The organism is Chromobacterium sp. HL1 (assembly GCF_057418835.1).
Genome location: NZ_CP162399.1, coordinates 2,667,541 through 2,689,921, shown reverse-complemented (window position 1 = coordinate 2,689,921; position 22,381 = coordinate 2,667,541). Strand labels below are relative to the sequence as shown.

Sequence of the window (22,381 nt, the reverse complement as noted above, 5' to 3'; positions counted from 1 at the left end):
AGGCGGTGGGCGGCATAGCGCGCAATATGTAACGACTGTAACCAGAGCCGCCGACCCAGTCCGAAAGTACAGGCACGCCCGGTTTTCAAGATGCTATTACTGGCTAGTCGAAGTCCCTATCGCCGCCATTATCGGCCCCGCCTCGTCCGCGCCAAGGCGCCCGCCCCTGATTGACGACTTAGTGGCTGTTTGTTCGCCCGCGCCGCCGCGCGGGGGAGGAGAGATCCATGCGCAATCACGCAATCATCACCTCAAGCCAGGGGTAGAACCGCTGGCAAAACCCGCTTGAACGCGCCAGCCCGCGCGCCGCGCCGGCGTCATGCCGTTTGCGCGGGTTTTGTCAGCTGCTGTTGCCGTAGGGAGGTCGCCGGCCTTGGGCCCGCGCCTGGGCAGCTGACTCACTTTGGAGGAAAGCGTCATGCCATCAGTCAATCAGTTCGCCTATGTGCCCAACACCAGCACGTATAAGTTCGCCTATGGCGGCTCCATTCCCAATATGTCGATCGCCAATATGCCCAGCGACACCAATTGGGCGCGCTGGACCATGCTCAACGACGGCGAGTATTACCGGATGTATTTCTTCAAGGGCAGCAGCGCGGACACCTTGTACCAGGCCGCGTTCAATCCGGCCACGTCCAAGTACGAGTTCGGCTTCCACTCCATCCCGGAGTTGAAGATCACCGGCGCGCCGCCGGACGCGGACGCCAGCAGCGTGTCCATGCTCTACGACAGCAGCACCAGCACCTATCGCTTGTATTTGCGGCGCCTGGGCGCGCCCACGGTGCTGTACCAGTTCGGTTTCAACCGCTCCACCAACCACTATGAGTACGGCTACAACTCCATTCCCACCCTGAACGTCACCGGCGCGCCGGGAGACACCGACTTCCACCGCTGGTCGATGTTGTTCGACGGCAGCACGTACCGCTTGTACGCCTTCAAGGTGGGCAGCGTGGACACCTTCTACCAGTTCGGCTACAACCCGCAGACCCAGGCCTACCAATACGGTCACGATTCCATTCCCATCCTGACCCTGGTGGGCACGCCGGCCAACAGCAATCTGACCAGCATGTCGATGTTGTTCGGCCAGGGCGATTACCGCTTCTACTTCCAGACCTTGTAAGCGCGCGGCGGGCAAGGGCGGCGGACGGCCGGAACGGCGGTCCGCCGGCGGCTTCAGTCCCGCAAATCCACGATGGGCGGCGTCTTGCTGGTGACGGGGTCCAGCCGCCATCGCGCCCGCGCGGCCAAGCCGAGCGCGAAGGCGCCGTCATCTGGCGCCAGGCCCAGCAAAGCCGCCAGGCGCGCGCGCAAGGCCGCTTCCGGGCCGGCGTCCAGATGTTCGGCCAAGAGCAGGGTCAGCCGCTCGCGGCCGGCCGGGTCGCGGTCCAGCTGGATCTGGAAAGCGTGCTCCGCGCCGGCCAGTTGCGCGAAATCGTCCAACTCGTACGTGGTTTCATTGAGGCGGAAGGACCGGCCGTCGCGGCCGCGCAATTCCAGCCAGCGTTCGCCGTCGCACTCCACCCAGCGGCCGATATCGCCCAGGCAGTAACGGAACACCGGGAAGCGCCGCCGCCAGGCGTTGCTGACCGCGATGCGGCCGTAACCGGCGGCGTCCGGTTGCAGGATCTCCGCCGCCACCCGAGGCAGCACCCGGAACAGGCCGGGGCGGCGGCTGGCGTCGCTCCAGGCCCAGATGCCGGTTTCCGCGCCGCCGTACAGCGACCAGAGCTGGGCCGCGCCCAGCGCGGCGCGCAGCCGCGCCAGCGTGGACGCGTGCAGGGTTTCGCCGGCGTACAGCAGCTGCGGAATCTTCAGCCGCTCGCCGGCGGCTTCCAGATGGGCGGCGAACAAGGCCAGCCGCGACGGGGTGCCCAGCACGTGGCTGGGGCGGAATCGCCGCGCCGCGGCCAGGATGTCGGCGTCGGCGGCGTGGGCGCTCATCGGCAGCGTGGTGGCCTGACAACGTTCCAGCACATCGTCGACGATGGCCGCGGTGCGGTAGAGATTGGCGTAGCCGAACAGGTTCAAGGCGATGCTGGCGGGACCGAACACCCCGTCGGCGCGCAGCCGGTCCGCCAGCGCCTGCCGCTGGGCCAGGTTTTCCGCAATGTCCACCGGGAAGATCAGCGCCGCCCGGGTGCTGCCGCCGGAGCGCACCAGATAGAGGCCGGACGCTTCCCGCTCCGGCGAAAACGTCTCCAGCGCGGCTTGCAGCGTCGCCTTCTCCAGCGGCGGCGCGTCTTCGGCGCAAGCCACGCCGCGGTAAAGCGTTCGATAGAAGGGGTGGGCGCGGGCCAGTTCGAAGCACTCGCGCAGCAAGGCCTGCTGGCGGGCCGGCGCGGGCGGCTGGGCGGGCGGCGCCTTCATGCCGGCAGCCTGGCCGCGTCCATCGGCGTCAGCCCCAGCTGGATCAGCAGCGGACGGTGGCGGCTCAGGAAGGCGCGCCGCTGCGCCGCGTCCGGCAGCGCTTCTTGCGCGTAGTCCAGCCAGCGCTGCGCCAGCATGCGCGCCAGGCGCAATTCGTCCGCGTCCTGGCTGCCCGCGTAGCGCAGCACCGTGGGCGGGGTGGCCAGCAGCCGCCAGTCCCGGCACGGCCGGTGCGACAGGCTGTCCGCCAGAATGCGGAAGCGGATCAGCGGCGCGGACAGCAGGCCGGCGCGTCCGCCGTGCGCGACGATCTCTTTCAGCACCCGATACCAGAAATCGATGCCCTCGTTCAGCCGCGCGCCGGCCACATAGCGCTGCGTCAGCAGCCATTGCCGCCGCGCGGCCACATTGCTGGCCCGGCCCATGAAGAAGTCCGGGTGGCCGGCGGTGCGCAGCGGGCGGGGCAGCAGGAAGGCTTCGTCTTCCAAAGGCTCCAGTTCGGCGCGCAAGGCGTCCAGCTGCGGGAAGCGTTCCTCAGGCGGCGCGCTGTCGTAGCCCAGCACCGCCAGGTCCAGCCGGTGCTCGTTCATTTTCTGCTCCAGCAAGCGCAGGCAGTCCGGCCGGTAGCAGTCGTCGGCGTCCAGGAAGCTCACCAGCTCGCCGCCGGCCCGCGCCAGGCCGGCGTTGCGCGCCGCGCCGGGGCCGCTGTTGCGCGGCAGCCGCAGCAGCACGCTGCGGGTACGGCTCAAATCCTGGGCGTGGTGGCGCAAGGCCTGCTCCGCCGCCTCCGCGCCGTCGTCGGTGCTGGCGTCGTCGACGATGATGATCTCGTGCGGCGCCTTTTCCTGCGCCGCCAGCGAGGCGATGGTCTCGCCGATGTAGGCGCGTTTGTTGTACAGCGGAATAATGACGGAATGCCGCATGAAGCCCCCTGTGCGCGAAACCGGTTCAGGCCGTCGCGGCGGCGGAGTACAGCTTGCCGCGGCGCTGGTGCAGATTGATGATCAACTCGTCCGAGCCGCGAAACACGCCGGGGCCGTAGCTTTCCGCGTCGCGGCACAGCTGCATGCCCACCAGCCGGATGCGCTGCCGGCTTTCCGGGTCCACGAACTCGCTTTGCTCGATGTAGTCCTGGAACATGTATTGCGGCCATTGCCCCAGCACCAGTTCGCGCCAGGCGGTTTCGCCGCAGGCGGAGCGCACCAGCGAGCCCAGGCCGCGGCCGCCGCTGCTGGGTTTGGCGATGAAGTCGCCGGCGCGCGCCAGCAGGGCCTCGGCCCCGTCCCGCGAGGCCGGCGCGAAGGAGGGGATCAGAAAGGGGCGCAAGGCCGCGTAATCGTCGGCGTCCAGGCAGTCCCGCATGATGTCCTCGCGATTCAGGACCGCCAGCACCCGCTTGTCGTGCACCAGGATCAGCGTGCGGATGTCGTTGAAATACGCGCCGCCGTCCAGCAGTTGGTCCAGCACCCGGTCCGGCAGCAGCGGCAGCTCGCTGCGATCCATTTCCAGGATGCAGCGGTTCACCGTCCGGCCGTCCAGCCGCAGCTTGCCGTCGCGGACGCTGAGCGCCTCCGGCCGGGCGGACAGAAAGTGGACGCCGTCGCGGCGCAGCGTTTCCGCCAGCAGGAAAATCTCGGTGCCGGGTTCGCGGGCGTGCGTCAGCGCCACCACGCAGCCGGGCGGATGCCATTGACGCAGGGTTTGCAAGAAGGCGTCGTCTCCGGCCGGCTGACCCAGCCAGCGGCTGATCATCCAGCCGTTCATCGGGTAGCGCGCGCCCACCTCGCAAATGCGCGGCTGGCCATGGCGGTCGTAGATGAAGTCCGGACGGTAGAAGCCCACGCGGTAAGGCCGGCCGTGCGCGCGCCGCAGCAGTGCTTCCATGGCCTTGGGCAGCTGATAGAGCGCCCGGATGCGGGGGTCCAGAAAGTAGCGGCCGACGATGGCGCGGAAGGCGGCGTCCAGCAGCGCGCTCAGGCGCCGCAGGCTGCTCAGATAGTCGGCGGACACCTCCACGCGGGCGCGCGCCAACTGTTCCGGGGCGAACAGGGGCGGCGCACCCGGCGGCCAGGGCGGCGGCGCGGCGGCCTGGTCCGCCAGCCGCAAAAGCGGAGGCCGCGGCCGGCTCACAGCGCCTCCGCGGCGGCGTCCCGCGGCACCGTCGCCAGCACCGCCGCCTTTTGCTCCAGATAGGCGCCGACGATGCCGTCCAGGCTGTAGCGCTCCAGGTCCAGCGCCATGGCCCGCGCGTAGTGGTTTAGGGCGTTCATGGCGTGGAAGAAGTGGTTTTTCTCGGTGGGGCCGCAGTGCACGCTGATCCAGCCCAGCGTGCGGGTGGCGTCTCGCTCGGCGAAGCCCAGCGTTTGGGTCAGCCAGCGGCGGAACAGCGGCAGGATGAATTCCACCTCGCCATGGGTGTAAATCTCGTGCGTCAGCGTGGTCAGCAGCGCGACGGCCAGGTCCGGCTCGCGCAGCGACTGATGATCCTTCCAGCTTTTGAAGGCCTTGGCGCTGGGGTGGAGATAGGCATGGGACAGCCACTGGTCATCTCCGACAATGCCCGTGGCCATGTTGTAGTACATCTGCGCGTGCAGCACCTTGTGCGTGACCGCCAAATCCTCGTCCACGATGCGGTTCAAACAGACCATGGTGGCGAACAAGGCCTCGCGGTCCGCCACCGGCTGGCCGGTGTGGACCAGCAGCGTCAGCCGGTTGCTGATGCCGGCCACCGTCATCGCGCTATTGTTGGTCTGGCTCCAGCTCTGGAAAAAGCGCCGCAGCGTTTCCGGGCTTTGCCGCCGCGCGGTCAGGCGCGCAAAGCCGGATTCGATCGCGTCGAAGTGGCTGCCGTGCCGTTCAAAGGCTTGCAGCAGCTCGCGCTTGAGGTGGGACGCGGGCAAATCCCGCAATACCGGCATGATGATCTGGCTGAGACGGTGCATGAACGGAACCCTTGCTTGCATTGAGCGCCGCGGCGGCCGGGCGGAGCGGCCGCCGGCCCGGTTTCTTTTACGCTTGCGCAGACATCAATATGGTTTAAGGATCAGACTGCCGATATAGGTACTACCACCATATTGAAAATCCGCATGAATGATCTAGGAGCCAGTTCAAGGTCCGTCGCGCTTCGGCGACGCGGTGTTAAACACGCTTCTCTCTGTGCTTGCCGTCTAGGCTCGCTCTTGCTCGCGGGTTTTTGAGCAGGCCTTAAGAGCCATGCTTAAACGGCGCTTGTCGCGCGGCCATGTCTTGGTCATGATTTGCTTTTGTTTTTCATGCAAGGGAGAGCGTGCCGATGGAAACCCGAGTGACGACTGTCAAGCAGACGAAGTTGATCGAGTGCAGCGCCGGGGTGGCGAGCCTGGACCAGGCGCTGGACTTGGTGGCCTTGTGCGCGGAGCACGACGCGCCGCGCGTGCTGCTGGCGGAAGAGGCCTTGCCGCCGGCTTTTTTCGACTTGAGCAGCCGCTTCGCCGGCGAGTTCGTTCAGAAGCTGGTCAACTATCGTCTTGCCGTGGCCGGGGTGTTCGCCGACGGCGCCGCCTACGGCGAACGTTTTGGCGAATACCTGAGCGAAGCGCGCCGTGGCCGGCAGTTTCGCGTGTTCAACGATAGAGAGGCGGCTCTGGCCTGGCTGGCGGCGCAGCATTGAGCGCGTAGCGGCTCGGACAGCGTGAAGGCGGGGAAAGGGCGCGGAGCAGCCCCTTGCGGGGCTGCTTGCGAGCGGAAGAGCGCGATCAGACCGCGTCTTTGCCGATGCTCACCTGGAAGGAACCGGAGTTGTTGCCGTAGGTGCTGGGCACATCGTTGTAGTACAGCGTGATCTGGCCTTGCGCGTTGGCCGGCGCTTTCCAGCGGAACAGGCCGGTGTTCACCGGGATGAAGCCGCCGGCGCCGATCTTCATCACCAGCGCGCCGCAGTAGGCGTCGCCGCAGATCAGGCCCTGATTGGGGTGGCTCTTGTCGCCCTGCGGGCCCCAGTTGGGCTGCGGGCCGTAGCCTGCCCAGCCCGACGCGACAATGGTGATCACATCGCCGGGATTGTAAGTGATGGTGGTGGGTTCCCCGTTGGGATTGTTCGCAGCGACAGTACCGGTCCAAGCCATGGTGAATCTCCAATAATGAAAGTGAGAGAAAGCAGATTCGACGTCGCGCCGACGGCGCGAGGAATATGCTTATTTCATTAAAGTTGGCGATGGGGGTTTTAGCCGCTGATCTTTCGGCGAGGTCGGCGTGGGGAACTTTGGATAGCTTGCCGGCGCTCAGCGGCCTTTATCCAGCTTGCAGGCCAGGCCGGTGCCGGCGAAGCCGCCGTAGAGCTTCATTTCATCCGGCAGCTTGCGCGTGATGAAAAAGCTGTCCGGCAGCCCCAGGCCGGCCTTGTCGCGCGGCCAGGTCAGCAGCCCGCGTTCGTCCATATAGCCCTGAAAACGCTGTTCGCCGCGAATCAGCTCCACCGTCTGGCTCTGGCGGCTGAAGTGGAAGCGGGTGGCGTCGGCGCAGTGGTAACTGGCCTGCATCGCCTGCGGCTTGCAGCCGGCCAGCAGAACGAGCAGGGCCGGCGCCAGGCTGGCGAAAAGGAAACGGGCGGGGACGGACATGGGCGGCGTTCGGGCTGAGGACGGAAGGCCGCCAATATAACAAGAGCGGCCGGCGGCGGCTAGCCGCGCTCCGGGCGAGGCTGGTTCATCGGCACGGCAACTGTTAACATGCCGATCGAATTTTAGGCCGCCTGTCTCGATGGCGGCCGCAAGGAGACCGATATGTTCCCGCGAAAACCGATGTTGCTTGTCCTTGGCGCGCTGACGCCGTTTGCCGCCATGGCGGCGGATATTTATATCGGCATGCTGAGCGCGCACGAGGGGAGCTTGCGGCTGACCCGCTGCAGCATCGGCAAACCTATCTATCAGCTGCTGAGCCAGGAAGGCCGGCCCTTGGCGGAATGGCCGGGCCTGTCGCCGCAGGCGCTGGAAGAACAGGCCAAAACCTCGGCCCGGGTCCTGGGCGAATTCACGGAGCGGGACGGCAAGCCGGCCTTGCAAGTGGAGCGCATCGACGCGATCCGTTCCGGCGAGTCCTGTCATCTGGAGGATTGGCTGGACGAGCAGGTCAAAGCCGGGCCCGGACCGCAATGAAGCTGAGCAAGGGCAAGGCGGCGCTGACGCTGCTCGCGCTGCTGAGCGGCGCCTACTGGGCGGCCACGCATCTGAACAGCAACTGGGGCCGCGCGGTGGGCGAGCCTGTGGACGCCTTCAACGGCGTCGCCGTGTATTACAACGGCGGCGTGCAGAACGTGGAAGGGCGCAATCTGGCGCCGGACGGCTACAATCTGGGCCTGCGCTATCAGTGCGTGGAGTTCGTCAAACGCTATTACTATCAGCGTTTTGGCCACAAGATGCCGCAAGACAAGGGCCATGCCCGGGATTTCTTCCAGTCCCGTCTGGACAACGGCGCGCTCAATCCCGAGCGCGGCCTGCTGCAATACCGCAACGGCGGCGGCGACGCGCCGCGGGCGGAAGACCTGATCGTGTTCGCGCCCTGGACCTTCAACCGTTACGGCCACGTCGCCATCGTCAGCCGGACCGGGCCGGATTTCATCGAGATCATCCAGCAGAACCCCGGCCCGTTCGGCGAGGCCCGCGAGCGGCTGCCCTTGCTCATGGAGCAGGGCGTCCCGCGGGTGGACCATCCGCGGGCGCTGGGTTGGCTGCGCCGCGCGCCGCAGGCCTCGGCGCCGGCGGAGGACGGCCTGGAGCCGGCGGGCGAGGCCTGAGAGCCTGTTCAAGGTCCGCTGCGCTTCAGCGGGATTTAGACAAGGCGCTCACCGTGGGGCGTTCACGATGCGCGGCGGATCGTGAACCGGGCCGGGCGCGCCTACTTCATCTTCCAGCTGGTGGCTTTCAGCACCGCGGCGTCGGCGTCTTTCAGATCGGTCTCGCCCTGGCTCAGCAGGCCGCTCCATTGTTTGACGCGATTCTTGCCATTGGGCGGCTGGTTGTATTCATTCGTGTCCACCACCTTGCTGCGCTCGGCGTGGAAACGGTTCATGAAGGTTTTTTCGTCGCCGCTGCCGCCGGAACGGGACAGCAGTCCCTGCAGCGTGTCGGAGCCGCCGCTGGCGCCCTGGTTCAGCGCGGTGTCCACGAAGGAGCCTATCGTCAGCGCGCTGCCGAAACCGCGCTGGCGCGCCTGTTGCACGCTGTATTGGATGTAGACCTTGTAAAAGGTCTGCCACATCGCTTCGCGCCAGGCGGCGTTGTTTTGCAGCGCGGCTATCTTGCCGCAGAACACCTTCTCGCTGTCGCTGATCTTGAGCACCGGCCCTTGCATGCCGCCGCGCACCCCGGCGCGCGCCAGTCCGCCGGCAATAGAGGGATTGCCGGCGCCGCTGGCGGCGTCGAACTCCTTGAACAGCGTCGGGCCGTCCGGCCCCTGATCGCGCGGGCCGCCGGTGGTGGCGCCGAAAATGCCGATGGTGAAGCCGCGTTCGTCGTCGATGTCCTCGCAATAGCCGTAAAACTTGGGCCAATCCAGCGAGTCTTGCTCCGGCTTGTTCACCAACTTCATGATGTTGTTCCACTGCTCGCCGTCCAGCCCGGTGTTGGCTTTCAGGAATTTCAGCGTGCTGGGGGAGAAGTTGGCGTCCGGATTGGCCGCTTTGGCCTTGCCGGGCAGCGCGCAGCGCGCGCCGGCGGTCCAGGGCTGGCCGATTTCCGCCGCGCCGCTGCTGGCGTCCGGCGTGTTGCCCTGGGTCCAGTAAACGGCGGTGAAGTTGACGCCGTGATGGCTGGCCACGCTGCCGGCCGGATAGGGCGTGGCGGCCTTCCACGGCGCGGCGCAGACCGCCAGCCGCGCCGCCAGCCTAGGAGCGCTGCCGGCGGGGGAGGCTTGCGCCCAGGATGCGCCGGCGCAGGCCAGCCAGCCGGCGCCGGCCAGGGCCAGCATCGAAAGTGTGCGTTTCAAAACGTTCTCCGGTAGACAGAGGTAGGGCGGCGCGAGCCGGGAAAACGCACAAAATGCCATACGGATTTTATTGGCGAAAGAGGGGGGGACTGGCAAATGGAACGGGCGGCGCGGATGCGCGCAAGTAGATGGGCCTCCTGTCGGCGTTTCAGCGTTGGAAGAGGGAAGTAGCGCCGCGCGCAGCAAGCGCATTCTATGCGGATTGGCGCGCGGAAAATTCAGGCGATGAGGTTTGGAGCGGGCGCTACTCCAGCCGCGTCACGTCGCTGCCCTTGTCCAGCGCAGGGTAGGCCAGCGCCAGGTAGTCTTGCGCAAAGCCGGCCAGGGCCTCGGCGGACGGCAGCGCGTATTCCCCGCTATTGGGATCGAAAAACCGGAATGTCCGCGCGGCATGATCCACCCTGGCCGCCAAGGCGTGGCCGACGCCTTGGGCGGGGCGGATGCCGATGTTGTACAGGCCGTCGCGCTCCAGCGCGATCTTGAAGCCCGGGCTTTCGCTGTGGCCGCGAGGGCTCAAGCCATAGATGGCGAAATAGTCGGCGATGGCGTCTACGCTTCGCCACACATAGCTGTTGACCGCCAGTTCCATCACCTCGTCCCGCCCGCCCTCGGTTTCGATGTCGCGGAAAAAGGCCTCGGCCTCGTTTGGCCAGCTGCGCTGGCTGGCCAACCATTTGACGACCAGCGGGAAGCAAACGCCTTGTTCGCCTATCGTCGACCCCTGGATGAACGCGGTTTGCCGGAAAGCGCGCGCCTGCTCGCCGCCATGCGCCCGCGCGCATTGGGTCCAGGCGTCCTCCGATGCGCGCGCCAGCGCGGCGAGCAGGCTTTTGACCTTGCCGGGTTTGGGCGCGGAGCTGAGATCGACCTTGCCCAGTTTTCTTTCCGCGACGGCGATCTGTTTCGGCCGGCCGCAGGCCCGGATGCCGGACAATAATTCGGCGTAGCTTGCCGGCGGACGCTCGAAAGCCACGCCCACCATCTTGAAGCGGCGCAGCAGCGCCGGCGGCATGGCTTGCGGGAGCGGGGCGTCCGCCTTGGCCTCAGGCTGGACGAGGCGTTGCTTGGCCCGCGTCACCACGCAGGCGCTGCGCAGCAGGCCCAGTTCTTCTCGAATCAGGCGGACTCGCTGTTGCATCAGGCTGCGCAGCAGCAGGCAGGAGCTCCTGTCCCCAGCCGGCGGCGGAGCGTTGCGGGGCGCGACGACGGGCGGGCTCAGGCGCAATAAAGCGGACAGCTTGAGCGGGCCGGAGCCGACGACGGCTCCCCGGGCGCGGAGAAAGTCCCTGGCGCGCCGGGTTTGTTCCGGGTGCAGCAGATAGCTGCGGCCGGTGTACAGCACCAGCATGCCGTCTTTGCGCATGCCGACGCGGCTGTGTTCCTTGTGGTCTTGCAGGCGTGACAGGTCGTACTGCTGCGCCCGCAGTTGGATGGCGGTTGGAATGGTGCTCATGGCGGTTTTCCCGGCGAGGTGCTGATTTGGAGCGGCGGCGTCTCGGCGCGCCGTCCGAAGCGGACGGCGACGGACGCCCTGGGGAGCGAACCCAGGTTTGCCGCATGGTTATTTTATTGGGGCGCAGTGTGAAGGCTGAGCGGCGGGGAAGACTTTCAGAAAACGATTTCGGCCGCGGGCCGATGGACGGTTGGTTCAAGTGTAAGAAAAAGCCCTTGATCCGCGACCCATTTATCAGCCTTGGCCTTGAGCGGCGCCGATTCGCCTTGCCGTGTTTCGGCTCCGCACGCTTGATTCAGAGCGCGCCCGGCCATTCACAAGGAAAAACCAGGGCTGTTATCATGCCCGCCGCCGCTGCATTGCGCGTGTCGATTGGAAAAATATTGGGAATCAGAATGTTGAAAGTCATTGCCTGCGTTTTTATCTTGTTGTCCTCCATGGCCAGCGCCTCCAGCTGGGATTTCACCTACTTCAACCCCAGCGAGGGCGGCTTGTTGATCGATACCGACAGCATTGCGCAATCGCCGCACGGCACCGTCAAGTTCTGGACGCTGTGCGCGCCCAGATTCGAGGCGGACAAGCCGATGACGGCTTACGCCTACAGCCAGTCCCTGTACGAGATCCATTGCCGGCAACGCCTGATCATGATGCCGATGACGGTGGCTTTCGATGTGAACGGCGAATCGCGGGAAACCGAGTTCGAGCACGCCAAGATGGAGGACATCCAGCCGGACACGCAGGAGGATTTTCTGTGGACCTATATCTGCAAGCCGGAAAAGCGGCCGGACATGGCGGTGGCGATGCGGCAGGGCATTCAGGGCTTCTTGCGGGAGCAGAGGCGTTACGCCAGCGAGCATCTGGCGTTTCATCGGGATAAGAGCCGCTGATCGCGGCGGCCCGGAACGCGGCCGCCTACGGCAAGCGCCCTGCCTCGGCAGGGCTTTTTTGCGCGCCTTGACCGGCGGCGTGATCGTTTTAAGCAAGCTTGCGGGCTCGCGCTTGGGCATGCTGCGGCACATTGAAAACCCATTGACCGCGCCGCGGATCGCGCACAGGAGCTTACGCCATGCCGATGACTTGCAAACTCGTACCCGGAAAACTGCTGGTTCCCAGGCACTGCGCCCGGCGCGAGGAGGCGCGCTTGGCGGAGGCGTCCAGGCTGATCATGCGGCTGCGGCAATTGCGGCACGAGCCTTCCACGCTGTCGCGCTCGGACTCCGTCGCCTCGCTTGGCTTCGACAAAAAAGCGCTGTTCGCGCTGGCGCTGAAAAACCAGGCGGTGCAGGCCAAGACGCCGGCCGCGGCCGCCGGGGAGGGCAAGAGCCTGGGGCATATCCAGCGCCTGGTGGTGATAGGCGACAGCCTGTCGGACTCCGAAGGCCGCATGCTCAGCAAAACCCTGGGGGTGATGCCGTCCTCGCGCCAGTACTACGAAGGGCGTTTCACCAATGGCTTCGCCTGGCCGGACTTCCTGGCGTCCAGGGCTTTTCTGGGCAAGCCGGTGGTCAATTACGCCGAGGGCGGCGCGGTGGCCGGCAAGTACTCCAAGTGGAACCCGGCCTTCATGTTCATCTCCCATATGGAGCGCCAGATCAATAAGCACCACTTCCAGCCGGGCGATATGGCGGTGCTGGCCCTGGGGTCCAACGACTACATGACTTTCGGCAAGACCGATGTGGACAAGGTGATCCGCACCTACGAGCGGCAGATCGACAAGCTGGTGGCCAAGGGGGTCAAGGACATCCTGGTGGCCGGCGCGCCGGATCTGTCCAAAACCGTGAACGCGCGCAAACAGCCGCCGGCGGAGGCCGAAAAGCTGCACGACTTGTCTCAGCGGCATAACCGGCAGCTGAGCCAGGCGGTGGAGGCGTTGCAAGCCCGCTACCGCGACGCCGGGGTGACCCTCCGTTTCTTCGATATCGGCGCCAAGCTGGATTACCTGATGGAGCTGGCGGAAACAGTGGATTACGACACTCTGCATAATAAGCACGAGGGCTATATCGACCTGCCGCGCGTGCTCGGCTTCGCCGGCGACGCGCGGCCGCTGGACAGCTCGCATCGCCACCTGTTCCACGACGAGGTGCACCCCAGTCAGGAGGTGCACCAGATCCTGGCCGCGCATATGACGGACTTCATCCGCGAGCAGTACGGGCGGCCGGCCGACGCGTCTTAGAGCCTGCTCAAAGTCTCGCGAGCAAGGGCGAGACAAGGCGAAAACGAGCGAAAAAGCGGAATGCACACGTGGTACATGAGCATTTTGAGCTCGTACTCACCGTGCAAGGCTTCACGACGCGCAGCAGACTTTGAACAGGCTCTTAGCCGCTGGCCAGCCGCGCCAGGTAGCGCAGCCCGCCGATGCCGGGAAGGAAGCAATACGCGCCGCCGCGGGTGGTGATCATCCGCGAGAAGCCCTGCAACACGGTGTTGTTCTTGCCCGAGCGGCCGGGCGCGGCCAGGGTGAAGCTGCTGTCCGCGGCGTCGTTGACGCCGAGGAAGACGTCTTCTCCGCTGATGTTGAACACCGCGTTGCCGGCGTCCGGATTGCCCGGTTCCGTGGCGGATTTGACGAAGTCGCTGAGCAGGTTCCACTGGCTGCTGAGAAATTCGAACTGATTGCTCAGGCTGGCGTTGATGAAGTAGCCGATCAGGCCGCGGGCCGCGGCCGAGGGGTGTTCGGGGTCGTAGGCCGGGCCGTAAGGCATGGCCCGGCGCACGATGCGGTGGTGGGCGCTGTCGGTGCCCACCACCGCGCCGTTGCGCGGATTGTTGCGGCGGATATGGGAGCCTATCGGACATTTCAGGCCCAGGGTGTCGTCTTGGGACGGCTGGGCATTGACGTAGTTGAAGTCGTTCAATTGACTGGTCGGCAGCGTGGCGCCGGCCTCGTCCGGCCGCAGCGTCAGCGGGTTGCCGTTGCGCCAGCGTCCGCATACCTTGGCCGCCAGCAGTTCGGGATCGATGCCGGCCTTGGCCGCGTATTCGCTCAGGAACGCGTCGAAAGCGGCCACGTCCTGTTCCAGGATGCGGAAAGCGGCATAGCTGCTGTTGCGGCTGAGTTCGGGCGGTTGCACCGAGTACACGCCCTTGCCCTCGTTGGTGTAGCCGAGCAGGAATTCCCCGGTGGCGATGACGGCCTGATCGTCCGGTTCCGGGCGCTTGCGCGGCGGCGCGCCGGCGATGGTGGGCTGGGCGATGCTGTCGCGGTAACCGAAGTGCACCTGATTGTCAGGCAGCGCCTGGGCGTCATGGGCGGATAGTTCGCTGACGGCGCCGGCGAAGGCCTGACGCAGCCGCGCGCTGAGGCTTTCCAGCAGCGCCGGGTCCTTGGCCACCCACAAGCTGAGCACGATGTGCACCTGCTCGCCATTGGCCAGGCCGCCTATCCATTTTTCAGGCGCGCTGGCGCCGATGTCGCCAACGAGGCTGGCGGTGTCGCCATCGGTGGCGCCGCGTTGGAAGGTCGATTCGAAACTGGCCAGCTGCTCGGCGCCGACGCCCAGCATGCGCAGCCCGGGACAGGTGAAGCCTATGTTCAGGAAGCCGTTCGGTTTTTGCAGCCAGCGCTTGGCGCTGGTGATGCTCGGCAGGCCGTCCCGGCCCTCCACCAGTTTCAGGATCAGCTCGCCGGCGGCGGCCTTGTCGCTAACGCTCAGAATGAAATGCCGGGCCAGGTCCACGCGGTAGCCGCGCAGAATCGTGCCTTGGATGTCGTCGTACGGGAGGTCGGGGCTGTTCATGGCATGCCTTTCAGCAATGGGACGGGTGTAAGAGGCTGTTCAAAGTCCGCTGCGCTTCGTGAAGAGCCGCTCGGCGAGTACCCGCTCAAGCTGCTCATGTACCACGCGTACATTCCGCTTTTTCGCTCGTTTTCGCCTTGACTCGCGCTTGCTCGCGAGACTTTGAACAGGCTCTAAGGCGCAAGCGGGCGGGCCGCCTGCGCCTGGCGGGCGCGCTTCAGTCCAGCGCGGCGAGTATGGTCTGCACCGTGTACGGATAGGCCTGGTACAAGCCGTTGTCGTCCTTGCCGCCGCCGCCGTTGTTGGGAATATGCTGGGACGCGTCGTTCTGGGCGATGAAGGCCTGAAAGGCCGCCACATTATTGGCCACCGGGGTCAGCGCCTTGCCTCCCACCACGAATTGCAGCAGCGCGTCGAAGACGGTGCCCACCTGGGCGACGAAGTCGTTGATGTAGGCGTTGAAGCTGCCGTCGTATTCGGTGATCACCGCGATCACGTAGTTGTCGCTGCTTTTGCCGGTGGGCTGCAGATTGGCGGCGGAGCGGTCCAAGAGCAAGGTGCGCGCGTAATGGACGGTGCCGATCGAAGTCAGCGCTTGATGCAGGGTGGGTTCGTATTCCGCCAGAGTGGCGGCGATGGCTTCCAGGCTGGTGCCGGGAATGACCGGCATCAACAGGGTGAGCGGGCTGGCCATGGGGCTTCTCCCTAAGGGGTTTGGGAATTGAAGCCTAGCAGCGCGACCTTGACTGTCAATGCGATTTTATTCGTTTTGCAAATCAATAGCCGTGGCTTAGGTATTCGTACTAAGGGCTTGCCCGAGGGCCGCGCCCGGCGGGGGCGGGCGCGGCCGAACGCTCACTTGCGGTTGGTCAGGGACACGCCCGCCGCCGCCAGCGCGCCGCCCGCCAGCATGGACGCCAGAATGGGTTCGCCCAGCAGCCCCGCGGACAGCAGCACGCCGAAGGCGGGCACCAGATTGGTGAACACGGCGGCGCGCGAGGGGCCGATCTCCCGGATGCCCTGGTAATACCAGATGAAGCCCACCACGGTGCCTATGGCCCCCAGATAGAGCATGGACAGCCAGATCCGCCAGCCGAAGGAGGCCCAGGGAACGGAGCCGATCTCGCCGGCCGCGCCCAGGGACAGGAAGGCCAGGCCCCACAGCGTGGCGTAGGTGGTGGCCGCGATCGGGCTCAGGGTTTCCATCGCCTTGCGCGAGCCCAGCGTATAGGCCGCCCAGCTCAGCACCGCCAGGCTCATCAGGGCTTCGCCGGCGCCGAAGGACTGGCTGAAATCGTGGACCGTGCCGACGAGATCGCCGCGGGTGATGACCACCATGGCGCCCAGCAAGGCCACGGCGATGCCGGCCCAGCGGCGCAGGCCCAGACGCTCGCGGAAAATCAGGCTGGCGGCCAGCGCGGTCATGATGGGATTGAGGCTGACGAACAAGGCGGTGCGGCCGGCGGGAATGCGCGCCAGCGCGCCGAAGAAACAGGCGTTGTAGAGAAAAATGCCGGTAAAGCCCAGAAACGCGGTGACGGCGATCTGCGAGCGGTTCAGCCGCGGCAGCCCGCCTTCCAGCCGGCAAGCCACCAGCACCAGCAGCAGGGCGGCCACCAGGAAGCGGCCGAAGGCGGCGGTCATCAGCGGCATGGATTGCGCCAGCACTCTGCCGGCGATGAAGGTACCGCCCCAGAACAGTGCGGTCAGCGCCAGTTTCAGAGACAGGGCCGGCCTGAGCGCGGTTTGCGCGCGGGCGGGCTGCGCCGCGACGGCGAGGGTGCTTGAGTGATTCATGGTGGGCGCCGGGCGCACCGCCCGGCCTCCTGATGCTATGTGGGTGCGTATATACTATTGATTGTTTGAATTCATGGAAAAATGAGCATTTGCTCATGGGTGAACGAGACGGTCATGACCTTTACGCAGCTGGAAATCTTTGCGCTGGTGGCGGAGCTGGGCGGTTTCACCGCGGCGGCGGACAAACTGGGCATCAGCCAATCCGCGGTGTCGCACGCGATCAGGCAATTGGAGAAGGAATGGGGGCTGACCCTGCTGACGCGCGGCCAGGCCGGCATCGAGGCCACCGAGGCCGGCAACAGCCTGCTGCTGCGCGTGCGCGAGCTCTTGGGCGTGGCCGAGGCGATCCGTCAGGAGGCGTCGGCGGCGCGCGGCCTGAACCGCGGCGTGCTGCGCATCGGCTCCTTCGGCACCACCTCCTCGTTGCTGCTGTTGCCGCGCATCCTTGAGCAGTTCCGCGCCAGCTATCCGGAAATCGACGTGTTCGTGGAAGAGGGCGAGGACGACGAAGTGGCGCAATGGGTCAGCGAGCGCCGGGTGGACGTGGGCTTCGTGGTGCTGCCGGACGATCGTTTCGACACCTTGCCGCTGGTGGAGGACCAGTTCGTGGCCTTGATTCCGGCCGGCCATCCGCTGGCCGGCCAGCCGGCGGCGCGGCTGGCGGATTTGTGCGACATGCCCTTCATCATGACGCTGGCGGGCAATACCGCGCTGATTGAGAGATTGTTTGAAACCGCCGGCCTGCGGCCCATGGTCAAGCACCGCTACGCCCAGATTCTCACCATCGTCAAAATGGTGGAGAACGGCGCCGGGGTGTCCATCGTCGCCGATCTCGCGGTGCCGGCGCCCTTGCTGGCCTTATGCCCTGGCGTGGTGAAAAAGCCGCTGGCGCCCATGGTGCGGCGCGCGGTGGGCCTGGCAGTGCCCAGCCGGAAGCACGTCAGCCCGGCGGTGGCGGCTTTTCTGCATACCTGCAAAACCATGGCCAAGAGCCTGCGCGACGGTTCGCTGGGCGGTTTGTGAGCGGACGCGATGCGGACAGTCCACAAGCCTGTTCAAAATCTCGCGTGCCAGGGCGAGACAAGGCGGGAGCCGCTGAGAAAGCGGAATGCGCAGGCGGCGCATGAGCATGTTTAAGCGGCGCCCGCCGCGCCACGCGTCGCGAAGCGCGGCAGGCTGTGAACCGATTCTTAGGCCCGCGGCAGGTCAAACCGGGTTTGGCAGCGGCTCTCTATCAGCTGGCCGGCGCGCAGCACCGTGAGCTCGTCGAAAGGCCGGCCAATCACCTGTACGCCGAACGGCAGCCCCGCCCGGTCCAGGCCGGCCGGCACCGTCAGCGCCGGCAGGCCCAGCACATTGGCGGGCGTGCTCAGCCGTATATAGGCGGAGACCACGCTCTCCTCGACGCCGTCCGGCCAGACGAAGCTGTCCTGGCCGTGCAGCGGCGCGGTGTGCGGCACGGTGGGGACCAAGAGCAGGTCGATGCTGGCGAAGAGCCGGCGCCAGGCGGTTTGTAGCGCGATCCGCGCGGACTGGGCCTGGGCGTGTTCATTCTGCGGCACCAGCATGCAGGCTTCCAGCAGCGTCCTCACCTCGTCGCCGTACAGCTGCGGCGCGCGGCGCAGCGCGTCCCGGTGATAGGCGGCGGCTTCCGGCGCTATCAGGCCCCATTGGATGGGCAGGATGAAATCGGTCAGCGGGATCTCGACCTCCACCAGCGTCGCGCCGGCGGCGGCGAGTTCGGCCTGCTGATCCTGGAGCGCGGCCTGGATGTCCGGCGCGATATGCTCGCAGAAATAATTGCCGGCCACGCCGACGCGCAGCCCCTCCACCCCCTGGCCCAGGCCCTGGCGGTAGCTGTCGGCCGATGGCGGCCGTCGCGTCGCGATGGCGTCCAATAAGGCCGCGGCGTCCGCCACGGTGCGGGTGATGGGGCCGACATGGTCCAGCGAGCCGGACAGCGGCACCACGCCTTGGCGGGACACCAGTTCGTAAGTGGGCTTCAGGCCCACCAGCCCGCACAAGGCGGCCGGCACCCGGATGGAGCCGCCGGTGTCGGTGCCCAGCGCCGCCAGCGCGCCGCCATAAGCCACCGCGGCGGCGGAACCGCCGCTGGAGCCGCCGGGGGAACGCTCCGGCGCCCAGGGATTGTTGGTTTGCGGCGTGGTCAGGCCAAAGGCGAATTCATGGGTATGGGTCTTGCCGGTCAAGATCATGCCCGCCTGTTTGAGCCGGGCGGCCACCTCGCTGTCGGCGGCGGCGAGGTGATGCCGGCGCACTTGCGAACTGGCGGTGGTGGGCAGGCCGGCCGCGTCTATCAGGTCTTTCAGCGCGTAGGGGATGCCGTGCAAGACGCCGCGGTATTCCTTGCGGCGGATTTCCTGCTCGGCCCGCCGCGCGGCGTCCATGGCCTGATCCGCGGCGAGCGTGACATAGGCGGACAGCTGGTCTTCTTTCTCTTGCGCCCGCTCCAGCACCGAGCGGGTCAGCTCCACCGGCGACAACTGGCCGTCCGCTATCTGCCGGGCGGTGTCCACAATGCTCAATTGATAGGCTTGCACGGGGTTTACCTCCAGTCCGGGTCGAAGGGGGGCGCTGAGCGCGCGTCGGCCGGGCTCAGCCGGTCCAGCTTGGCGATTTCCGCGCGGATGAAGGCCAGGGTGGCGGCGACGGCCTCCAGGCGATCGGGGGCGAGCTTGAGGCCGGCGGCTAGGGCCAGGGCGGCGACGGCCTCCGGCGAGAGGGTGGGAAGGGCCATGAGGAGCTCCTAGGTTGGGGGCCTGTGCAAGGCCTGGCGCAAGGCATTGAGATTAAGGATTAGAGCAGCTTGTCGTCGGCGTTTCAAAGCCGCGTGGACGGGGACGCCCCACGGAGGCGGCGGATCGTTAAGCGGCGCCTCAGAGGAAGGTCCAGCCGAAGCCGCCGTCCCGGCGCGTCACCCGGCCGGCGGAGCTGTCGGCGAAGTGGGCGCTGAACACCAGGGCGCGGCGCTCGGCGGCGAAGTCCAGCAGCCAGCGCCGGGATGCCCGCGCCGCGTCCTGCTCCCGGCAGAACACCGAATTCCATTCCGGCCGGTACACCTGCATCGGCGTATGCATCACATCGCCGCAGAACAGCGCCGTCTCGCCGCGCGAACTCAGCGAAATCGACATATGGCCGGCGCAATGGCCGGGCGTGGGGTGGAAGCGGAAACCGTCCTGGTAGTCGCCGCCGTCCAGGCCGATCACGCGCGCCTGACCGGAGGCGATCACCGGCGCCACGCTGTCGTCGAACACCATGCGCCGGCTGTCCGCTTCCGGCGTGGCGAAGAAATCCAGATCGCCTTGCGGCAAAGCATAGAGGGCCTTGGGGAAGGTGGGCGTCCACTGGCCGTTGATCAGCCGCGTGTTCCAGCCCACATGGTCCGCGTGCAAATGGGTCAGCAACACGTGGTCGACGTCCGCGGGCTGGATGCCCGTGCGGGCCAGGCGTTCCAGAAAGGGCGTTTGCAGCCGGTGGAACAGCGGGTTGAACGCGCGTTCCTTGTCATTGCCGACGCCGGTGTCGATCAGGAAAACCTGGCCGGCCCATTCCACCGCCCAGCTGTGCACGCTCAGGGTGAGGCGCGCGCCGTCGGCGTCCAGCAGACCGCGCAAGCCCGGCTCTTGCGCCAGCAGCGTCTCGTTCCAATCGCGGTAGAGGAAGGACGGGGCCAGGCCGCGCAGCAGGGTGTCCGTCACGCGGGTGATCTTGGCGTCGCCAAGTTGATAAGTGGGGCTGATGGTGTCCATTTGGGTCTCTGCGGCTAGGGTGCGCGCCGGTGCGGCCGGCGGCTTGACCGTCACTATCGCGGAAATTACCCATGCTTTCCAATGCCGAATTATTAATTCATGATAACTTAAAAGCATAGCCAAGCCGAAAGACCCCGCATGGAATTGCGCCATCTTCGTTACTTCATCGCCGTGGCCGAGCACCAAAGCGTGCGCCTGGCCTCCGAGCATCTGCACATCACCCAGCCGGCGGTGTCGCGGCAGATCCAGGACCTGGAACAAGAGCTGGGCCTGCCGCTGTTTGAGCGTTCGCCGCGCGGCCTCAAGCTGACCGCGGCCGGCGCAAGCTATTTGCGCGAGGTGCGCAAAGCGATGGCCGCGCTGGACGACGCGGCCGAGAGCGCGCGGCGCGTGGCCGCCGGACTTTTGGGCCGGCTGCGGCTGGGCTGCGTGGAGAACGCCGGTTGGGACGGCCTGGTGCCCCAGGCTTTCAGCCGCTTCCAGGCGGAGGCGCCGGAGGTGGCGCTGGAGCTGAGCGTGCTGAACACGCCGCAGCAATTGAGCGCGCTGGAGGAGGGCGCGCTGGACGGCGGCTTCATCTACCAATACGAAGACTTGCCGGAAAGCCTGGCCGGCCTGCCCTTGCTGGAGCACGACGTGGTGCTGGCGCTGCCGCGCTGCTGGGACACCGGCCACGACGAGAACCGCCCCATCGCGCTGCGCAGCCTGGCGGACCGGCCCTTCGTCACCATGCCGCGCGAGGCCTATCCCGGCTATTACGACCGCCTGATCAGCGCTTGCCGGCAACTGGGCGTGCGTCTTAGGGTGGCGCAGGAGGCCGGCACCGAAACGGCGATCTTGTCGCTGGTCTGCGCCGGCATCGGCGCCGCCATCGTCAACTCCGCCAATCTGGGCCGGCCGCCGGCCCAGGCGCGCTTCTTCCGGCTGCGGGATTTGTCCTTGCCGATGCCGCTGAGCTTCGTCAGCCGCAAGGACGCGGCCAACCCGGCGCTGAAGCGCTTTCTGGCCGCGCTGCCGGGCGCTTGAGACCACCGGCTCAGCGTTGCGCCGCCCAGCGTCGATAGCGGCGGGCGCGGCAGGCGGCGGCCAGCTGCTGCTGGATCAGCGCCCGCAGCGGCGACACCTGGGGCTTGGGCGTCTTGCCCTGGCTGAGCCGGCGCAGCTGAAACTTCACCGCGGCCATATTGGCGAGCGCCGCCAGCGGCTTGTTGCGCCAGGCGATGGGCGGCAGCGCCGGAGCGGTGTCCTTGCCCTGGCGCCAGTCGCTGGGAAGCCTGGGGTCCAGGGCCAGCGCGGTGGCGATGCCCGCCATGGCCACGCCGCTGGCCACCACCTGTTCGGCCACCGGCCGGCGGCGGATGCCGCCGGTGACCATCACCGGCATGGCGGCCACGGTTTGGAGCGCTTGGGCGAACGTCAGGAAATAGGCCTCGCGGGCCAGGGTGCGCCCGTCGCGGGCCTCGCCCTGCATCGCCGGCGCTTCGTAACTGCCGCCGGAAAGCTCGACCAGATCCACCGCCAGCTCATTGAGCCAGAGCACCACCTGGCGGGCGTCGTCGGCGCTGAAGCCGCCGCGCTGGAAATCGGCGGAATTGAGCTTGACCGCCACGGCGAAGCCCGGGGACACCTCCGCGCGCACCGCTTTGACGATCTCCAGCAACAGGCGGGCCCGGTTTTCCAGCGGGCCGCCCCAGGCGTCCGTTCTTTGGTTGGACAGCGGGGACAGGAACTGGCTGAGCAGATAGCCGTGGGCCGCGTGGATTTCCACGCCGTCGAAACCGGCCTGCTCGGCGAGGCCCGCGCTGCGGGCGAAGCGCCGTATCACATCGGCGATCCCCTGCGGCGTCATCGCCTGCGGCAGGGCGAAATGCCTGGACATCTTGCCCAGGTCCAGCGGCACCGCGGACGGCGCCCAGGTGGCCTGGCCCAGATTGGCCGGCATCTGACGGCCGGGATGGTTGATCTGCAACCAGAACTGCGCGCCGCGGGAGCGGCCGATCCGGGCCCAGCGCCGGAAGCGCTCCATCTGGCGCTCGTCTTCCAGCACCACGCCGCCCGGCCCGGTCATCGCGCGGCCGTCCACCATCACGTTGCCGCTGATCAGCAGGCCGGCGCCGCCGTCCGCCCAGGCCTGGTAGAGCCTCATCAAGGCATCGGACGGGGCCTGGTCCGCGTCCGCCATGTTTTCTTCCATCGCCGCCTTGGCGATGCGGTTGGGCAGGCTGGAACCGTTGGGAAGGGTCAAGGGGCTGAATAGGGTCATGAGCGCGCGCTCCGGGTTTGATCTTGGCTCAACC

At 66.7% G+C, this 22,381-nt stretch carries 23 protein-coding genes; 8 read left to right on the top strand and 15 right to left on the bottom strand.

Annotated features, from left to right (window positions below; all coding sequences use genetic code 11):
* The first annotated feature begins 418 nt into the window (after window positions 1–418).
* On the top strand, window positions 419–1,120 hold the full coding sequence (locus AB1Z25_RS12040; protein ID WP_107799571.1) for a hypothetical protein: 702 nt from the start codon (window positions 419–421) through the stop codon (window positions 1,118–1,120).
* A 53-nt stretch (window positions 1,121–1,173) separates the two neighbouring features.
* Here AB1Z25_RS12040 and AB1Z25_RS12035 read toward each other — a convergent pair whose 3' ends face one another.
* From AB1Z25_RS12035 to AB1Z25_RS12020, 4 genes are read right to left on the bottom strand one after another with little or no spacing between them, the layout of a single operon-like run.
* On the bottom strand, window positions 1,174–2,367 hold the full coding sequence (locus AB1Z25_RS12035) for a phenylacetate--CoA ligase family protein (protein ID WP_486635343.1): 1,194 nt from the start codon (window positions 2,365–2,367) through the stop codon (window positions 1,174–1,176).
* Complete coding sequence (locus AB1Z25_RS12030; protein WP_227103534.1) at window positions 2,364–3,290, bottom strand: glycosyltransferase family 2 protein; 927 nt, start codon at window positions 3,288–3,290, stop codon at window positions 2,364–2,366. Before AB1Z25_RS12030 ends, AB1Z25_RS12035 begins: the two co-directional genes overlap by 4 nt.
* 25 nt (window positions 3,291–3,315) lie before the next feature.
* Complete coding sequence (locus AB1Z25_RS12025; RefSeq protein WP_486635342.1) at window positions 3,316–4,497, bottom strand: hypothetical protein; 1,182 nt, start codon at window positions 4,495–4,497, stop codon at window positions 3,316–3,318.
* A complete protein-coding gene (locus AB1Z25_RS12020; RefSeq protein ID WP_486635341.1) occupies window positions 4,494–5,309 on the bottom strand; it encodes a hypothetical protein in 816 nt (271 codons plus the stop codon). The genes AB1Z25_RS12025 and AB1Z25_RS12020 overlap by 4 nt, the downstream gene beginning before the upstream one ends.
* Before the next feature lie 362 nt (window positions 5,310–5,671).
* Here AB1Z25_RS12020 and AB1Z25_RS12015 point away from each other — a divergent pair, with 362 nt between their 5' ends.
* Window positions 5,672–6,016, top strand: a complete 345-nt coding sequence (locus AB1Z25_RS12015) for a DUF4180 domain-containing protein (protein ID WP_486635340.1) — start codon at window positions 5,672–5,674, stop codon at window positions 6,014–6,016.
* An 85-nt stretch (window positions 6,017–6,101) separates the two neighbouring features.
* On the opposite strand, the gene AB1Z25_RS12010 is transcribed toward AB1Z25_RS12015, so the two are convergent.
* Together AB1Z25_RS12010 and AB1Z25_RS12005 are read right to left on the bottom strand one after the other, a co-directional pair.
* Window positions 6,102–6,470 carry a LecA/PA-IL family lectin gene (locus AB1Z25_RS12010; RefSeq protein WP_107799565.1) on the bottom strand — a complete coding sequence of 123 codons (369 nt, stop codon included), beginning with the start codon at window positions 6,468–6,470 and terminating at the stop codon, window positions 6,102–6,104.
* Between the two features lie 156 nt (window positions 6,471–6,626).
* Window positions 6,627–6,965, bottom strand: coding sequence for a hypothetical protein (locus AB1Z25_RS12005; RefSeq protein ID WP_253315298.1), 339 nt, complete (start codon window positions 6,963–6,965; stop codon window positions 6,627–6,629).
* Between the two features lie 162 nt (window positions 6,966–7,127).
* On the opposite strand from AB1Z25_RS12005, the gene AB1Z25_RS12000 reads away from it, so the two are divergent.
* On the top strand, window positions 7,128–7,499 hold the full coding sequence (locus AB1Z25_RS12000) for a hypothetical protein (RefSeq protein WP_486635339.1): 372 nt from the start codon (window positions 7,128–7,130) through the stop codon (window positions 7,497–7,499).
* On the top strand, window positions 7,496–8,137 hold the full coding sequence (locus tag AB1Z25_RS11995) for a CHAP domain-containing protein (RefSeq protein WP_486635338.1): 642 nt from the start codon (window positions 7,496–7,498) through the stop codon (window positions 8,135–8,137). Before AB1Z25_RS12000 ends, AB1Z25_RS11995 begins: the two co-directional genes overlap by 4 nt.
* Window positions 8,138–8,238: 101 nt before the next feature.
* Here AB1Z25_RS11995 and AB1Z25_RS11990 read toward each other — a convergent pair whose 3' ends face one another.
* Window positions 8,239–9,327, bottom strand: coding sequence for a chitosanase (locus AB1Z25_RS11990; RefSeq protein ID WP_227103522.1), 1,089 nt, complete (start codon window positions 9,325–9,327; stop codon window positions 8,239–8,241).
* 244 nt (window positions 9,328–9,571) lie between these two features.
* A complete protein-coding gene (locus AB1Z25_RS11985; protein WP_486635337.1) occupies window positions 9,572–10,780 on the bottom strand; it encodes a hypothetical protein in 1,209 nt (402 codons plus the stop codon).
* A 395-nt stretch (window positions 10,781–11,175) separates the two neighbouring features.
* Between AB1Z25_RS11985 and AB1Z25_RS11980 the strand changes: the two genes are divergently transcribed.
* Complete coding sequence (locus tag AB1Z25_RS11980; RefSeq protein ID WP_227103517.1) at window positions 11,176–11,667, top strand: surface-adhesin E family protein; 492 nt, start codon at window positions 11,176–11,178, stop codon at window positions 11,665–11,667.
* A 179-nt stretch (window positions 11,668–11,846) separates the two neighbouring features.
* Window positions 11,847–12,953, top strand: a complete 1,107-nt coding sequence (locus tag AB1Z25_RS11975; RefSeq protein WP_486635336.1) for an SGNH/GDSL hydrolase family protein — start codon at window positions 11,847–11,849, stop codon at window positions 12,951–12,953.
* Between the two features lie 142 nt (window positions 12,954–13,095).
* Here the strand turns inward: AB1Z25_RS11975 and AB1Z25_RS11970 are convergent, their stop codons facing one another.
* The 3 genes from AB1Z25_RS11970 to AB1Z25_RS11960 all read right to left on the bottom strand — a co-directional run bounded on the left by AB1Z25_RS11970 (window position 13,096) and on the right by AB1Z25_RS11960 (window position 16,314).
* The gene (locus AB1Z25_RS11970) at window positions 13,096–14,517 is read right to left on the bottom strand and encodes a Dyp-type peroxidase (protein ID WP_486635335.1); all 1,422 of its coding nucleotides are present in this window, start codon (window positions 14,515–14,517) and stop codon (window positions 13,096–13,098) included.
* Between the two features lie 217 nt (window positions 14,518–14,734).
* Window positions 14,735–15,211, bottom strand: a complete 477-nt coding sequence (locus AB1Z25_RS11965) for a hypothetical protein (protein WP_227103511.1) — start codon at window positions 15,209–15,211, stop codon at window positions 14,735–14,737.
* Between the two features lie 161 nt (window positions 15,212–15,372).
* Window positions 15,373–16,314, bottom strand: coding sequence for a DMT family transporter (locus tag AB1Z25_RS11960; protein ID WP_107799555.1), 942 nt, complete (start codon window positions 16,312–16,314; stop codon window positions 15,373–15,375).
* A gap of 114 nt (window positions 16,315–16,428) precedes the next feature.
* Between AB1Z25_RS11960 and AB1Z25_RS11955 the strand changes: the two genes are divergently transcribed.
* The gene (locus AB1Z25_RS11955) at window positions 16,429–17,337 is read left to right on the top strand and encodes a LysR family transcriptional regulator (protein WP_227103509.1); all 909 of its coding nucleotides are present in this window, start codon (window positions 16,429–16,431) and stop codon (window positions 17,335–17,337) included.
* A gap of 167 nt (window positions 17,338–17,504) precedes the next feature.
* Here AB1Z25_RS11955 and AB1Z25_RS11950 read toward each other — a convergent pair whose 3' ends face one another.
* The 3 genes from AB1Z25_RS11950 to AB1Z25_RS11940 form a co-directional block, all read right to left on the bottom strand.
* Window positions 17,505–18,875 carry an amidase gene (locus AB1Z25_RS11950; RefSeq protein WP_486635334.1) on the bottom strand — a complete coding sequence of 457 codons (1,371 nt, stop codon included), beginning with the start codon at window positions 18,873–18,875 and terminating at the stop codon, window positions 17,505–17,507.
* A gap of 5 nt (window positions 18,876–18,880) precedes the next feature.
* Complete coding sequence (locus tag AB1Z25_RS11945) at window positions 18,881–19,072, bottom strand: hypothetical protein (RefSeq protein WP_253315288.1); 192 nt, start codon at window positions 19,070–19,072, stop codon at window positions 18,881–18,883.
* A 139-nt stretch (window positions 19,073–19,211) separates the two neighbouring features.
* Window positions 19,212–20,084: an MBL fold metallo-hydrolase gene (locus AB1Z25_RS11940; protein WP_486635333.1), complete on the bottom strand. Its 873-nt coding sequence runs from the start codon at window positions 20,082–20,084 to the stop codon at window positions 19,212–19,214.
* 138 nt (window positions 20,085–20,222) lie between these two features.
* Between AB1Z25_RS11940 and AB1Z25_RS11935 the strand changes: the two genes are divergently transcribed.
* A complete protein-coding gene (locus tag AB1Z25_RS11935; protein ID WP_486635332.1) occupies window positions 20,223–21,110 on the top strand; it encodes a LysR family transcriptional regulator in 888 nt (295 codons plus the stop codon).
* A 10-nt stretch (window positions 21,111–21,120) separates the two neighbouring features.
* Here AB1Z25_RS11935 and AB1Z25_RS11930 read toward each other — a convergent pair whose 3' ends face one another.
* Window positions 21,121–22,347: an NADH:flavin oxidoreductase/NADH oxidase family protein gene (locus tag AB1Z25_RS11930; protein WP_107799550.1), complete on the bottom strand. Its 1,227-nt coding sequence runs from the start codon at window positions 22,345–22,347 to the stop codon at window positions 21,121–21,123.
* Between the last annotated feature and the right edge of the window lie 34 nt (window positions 22,348–22,381).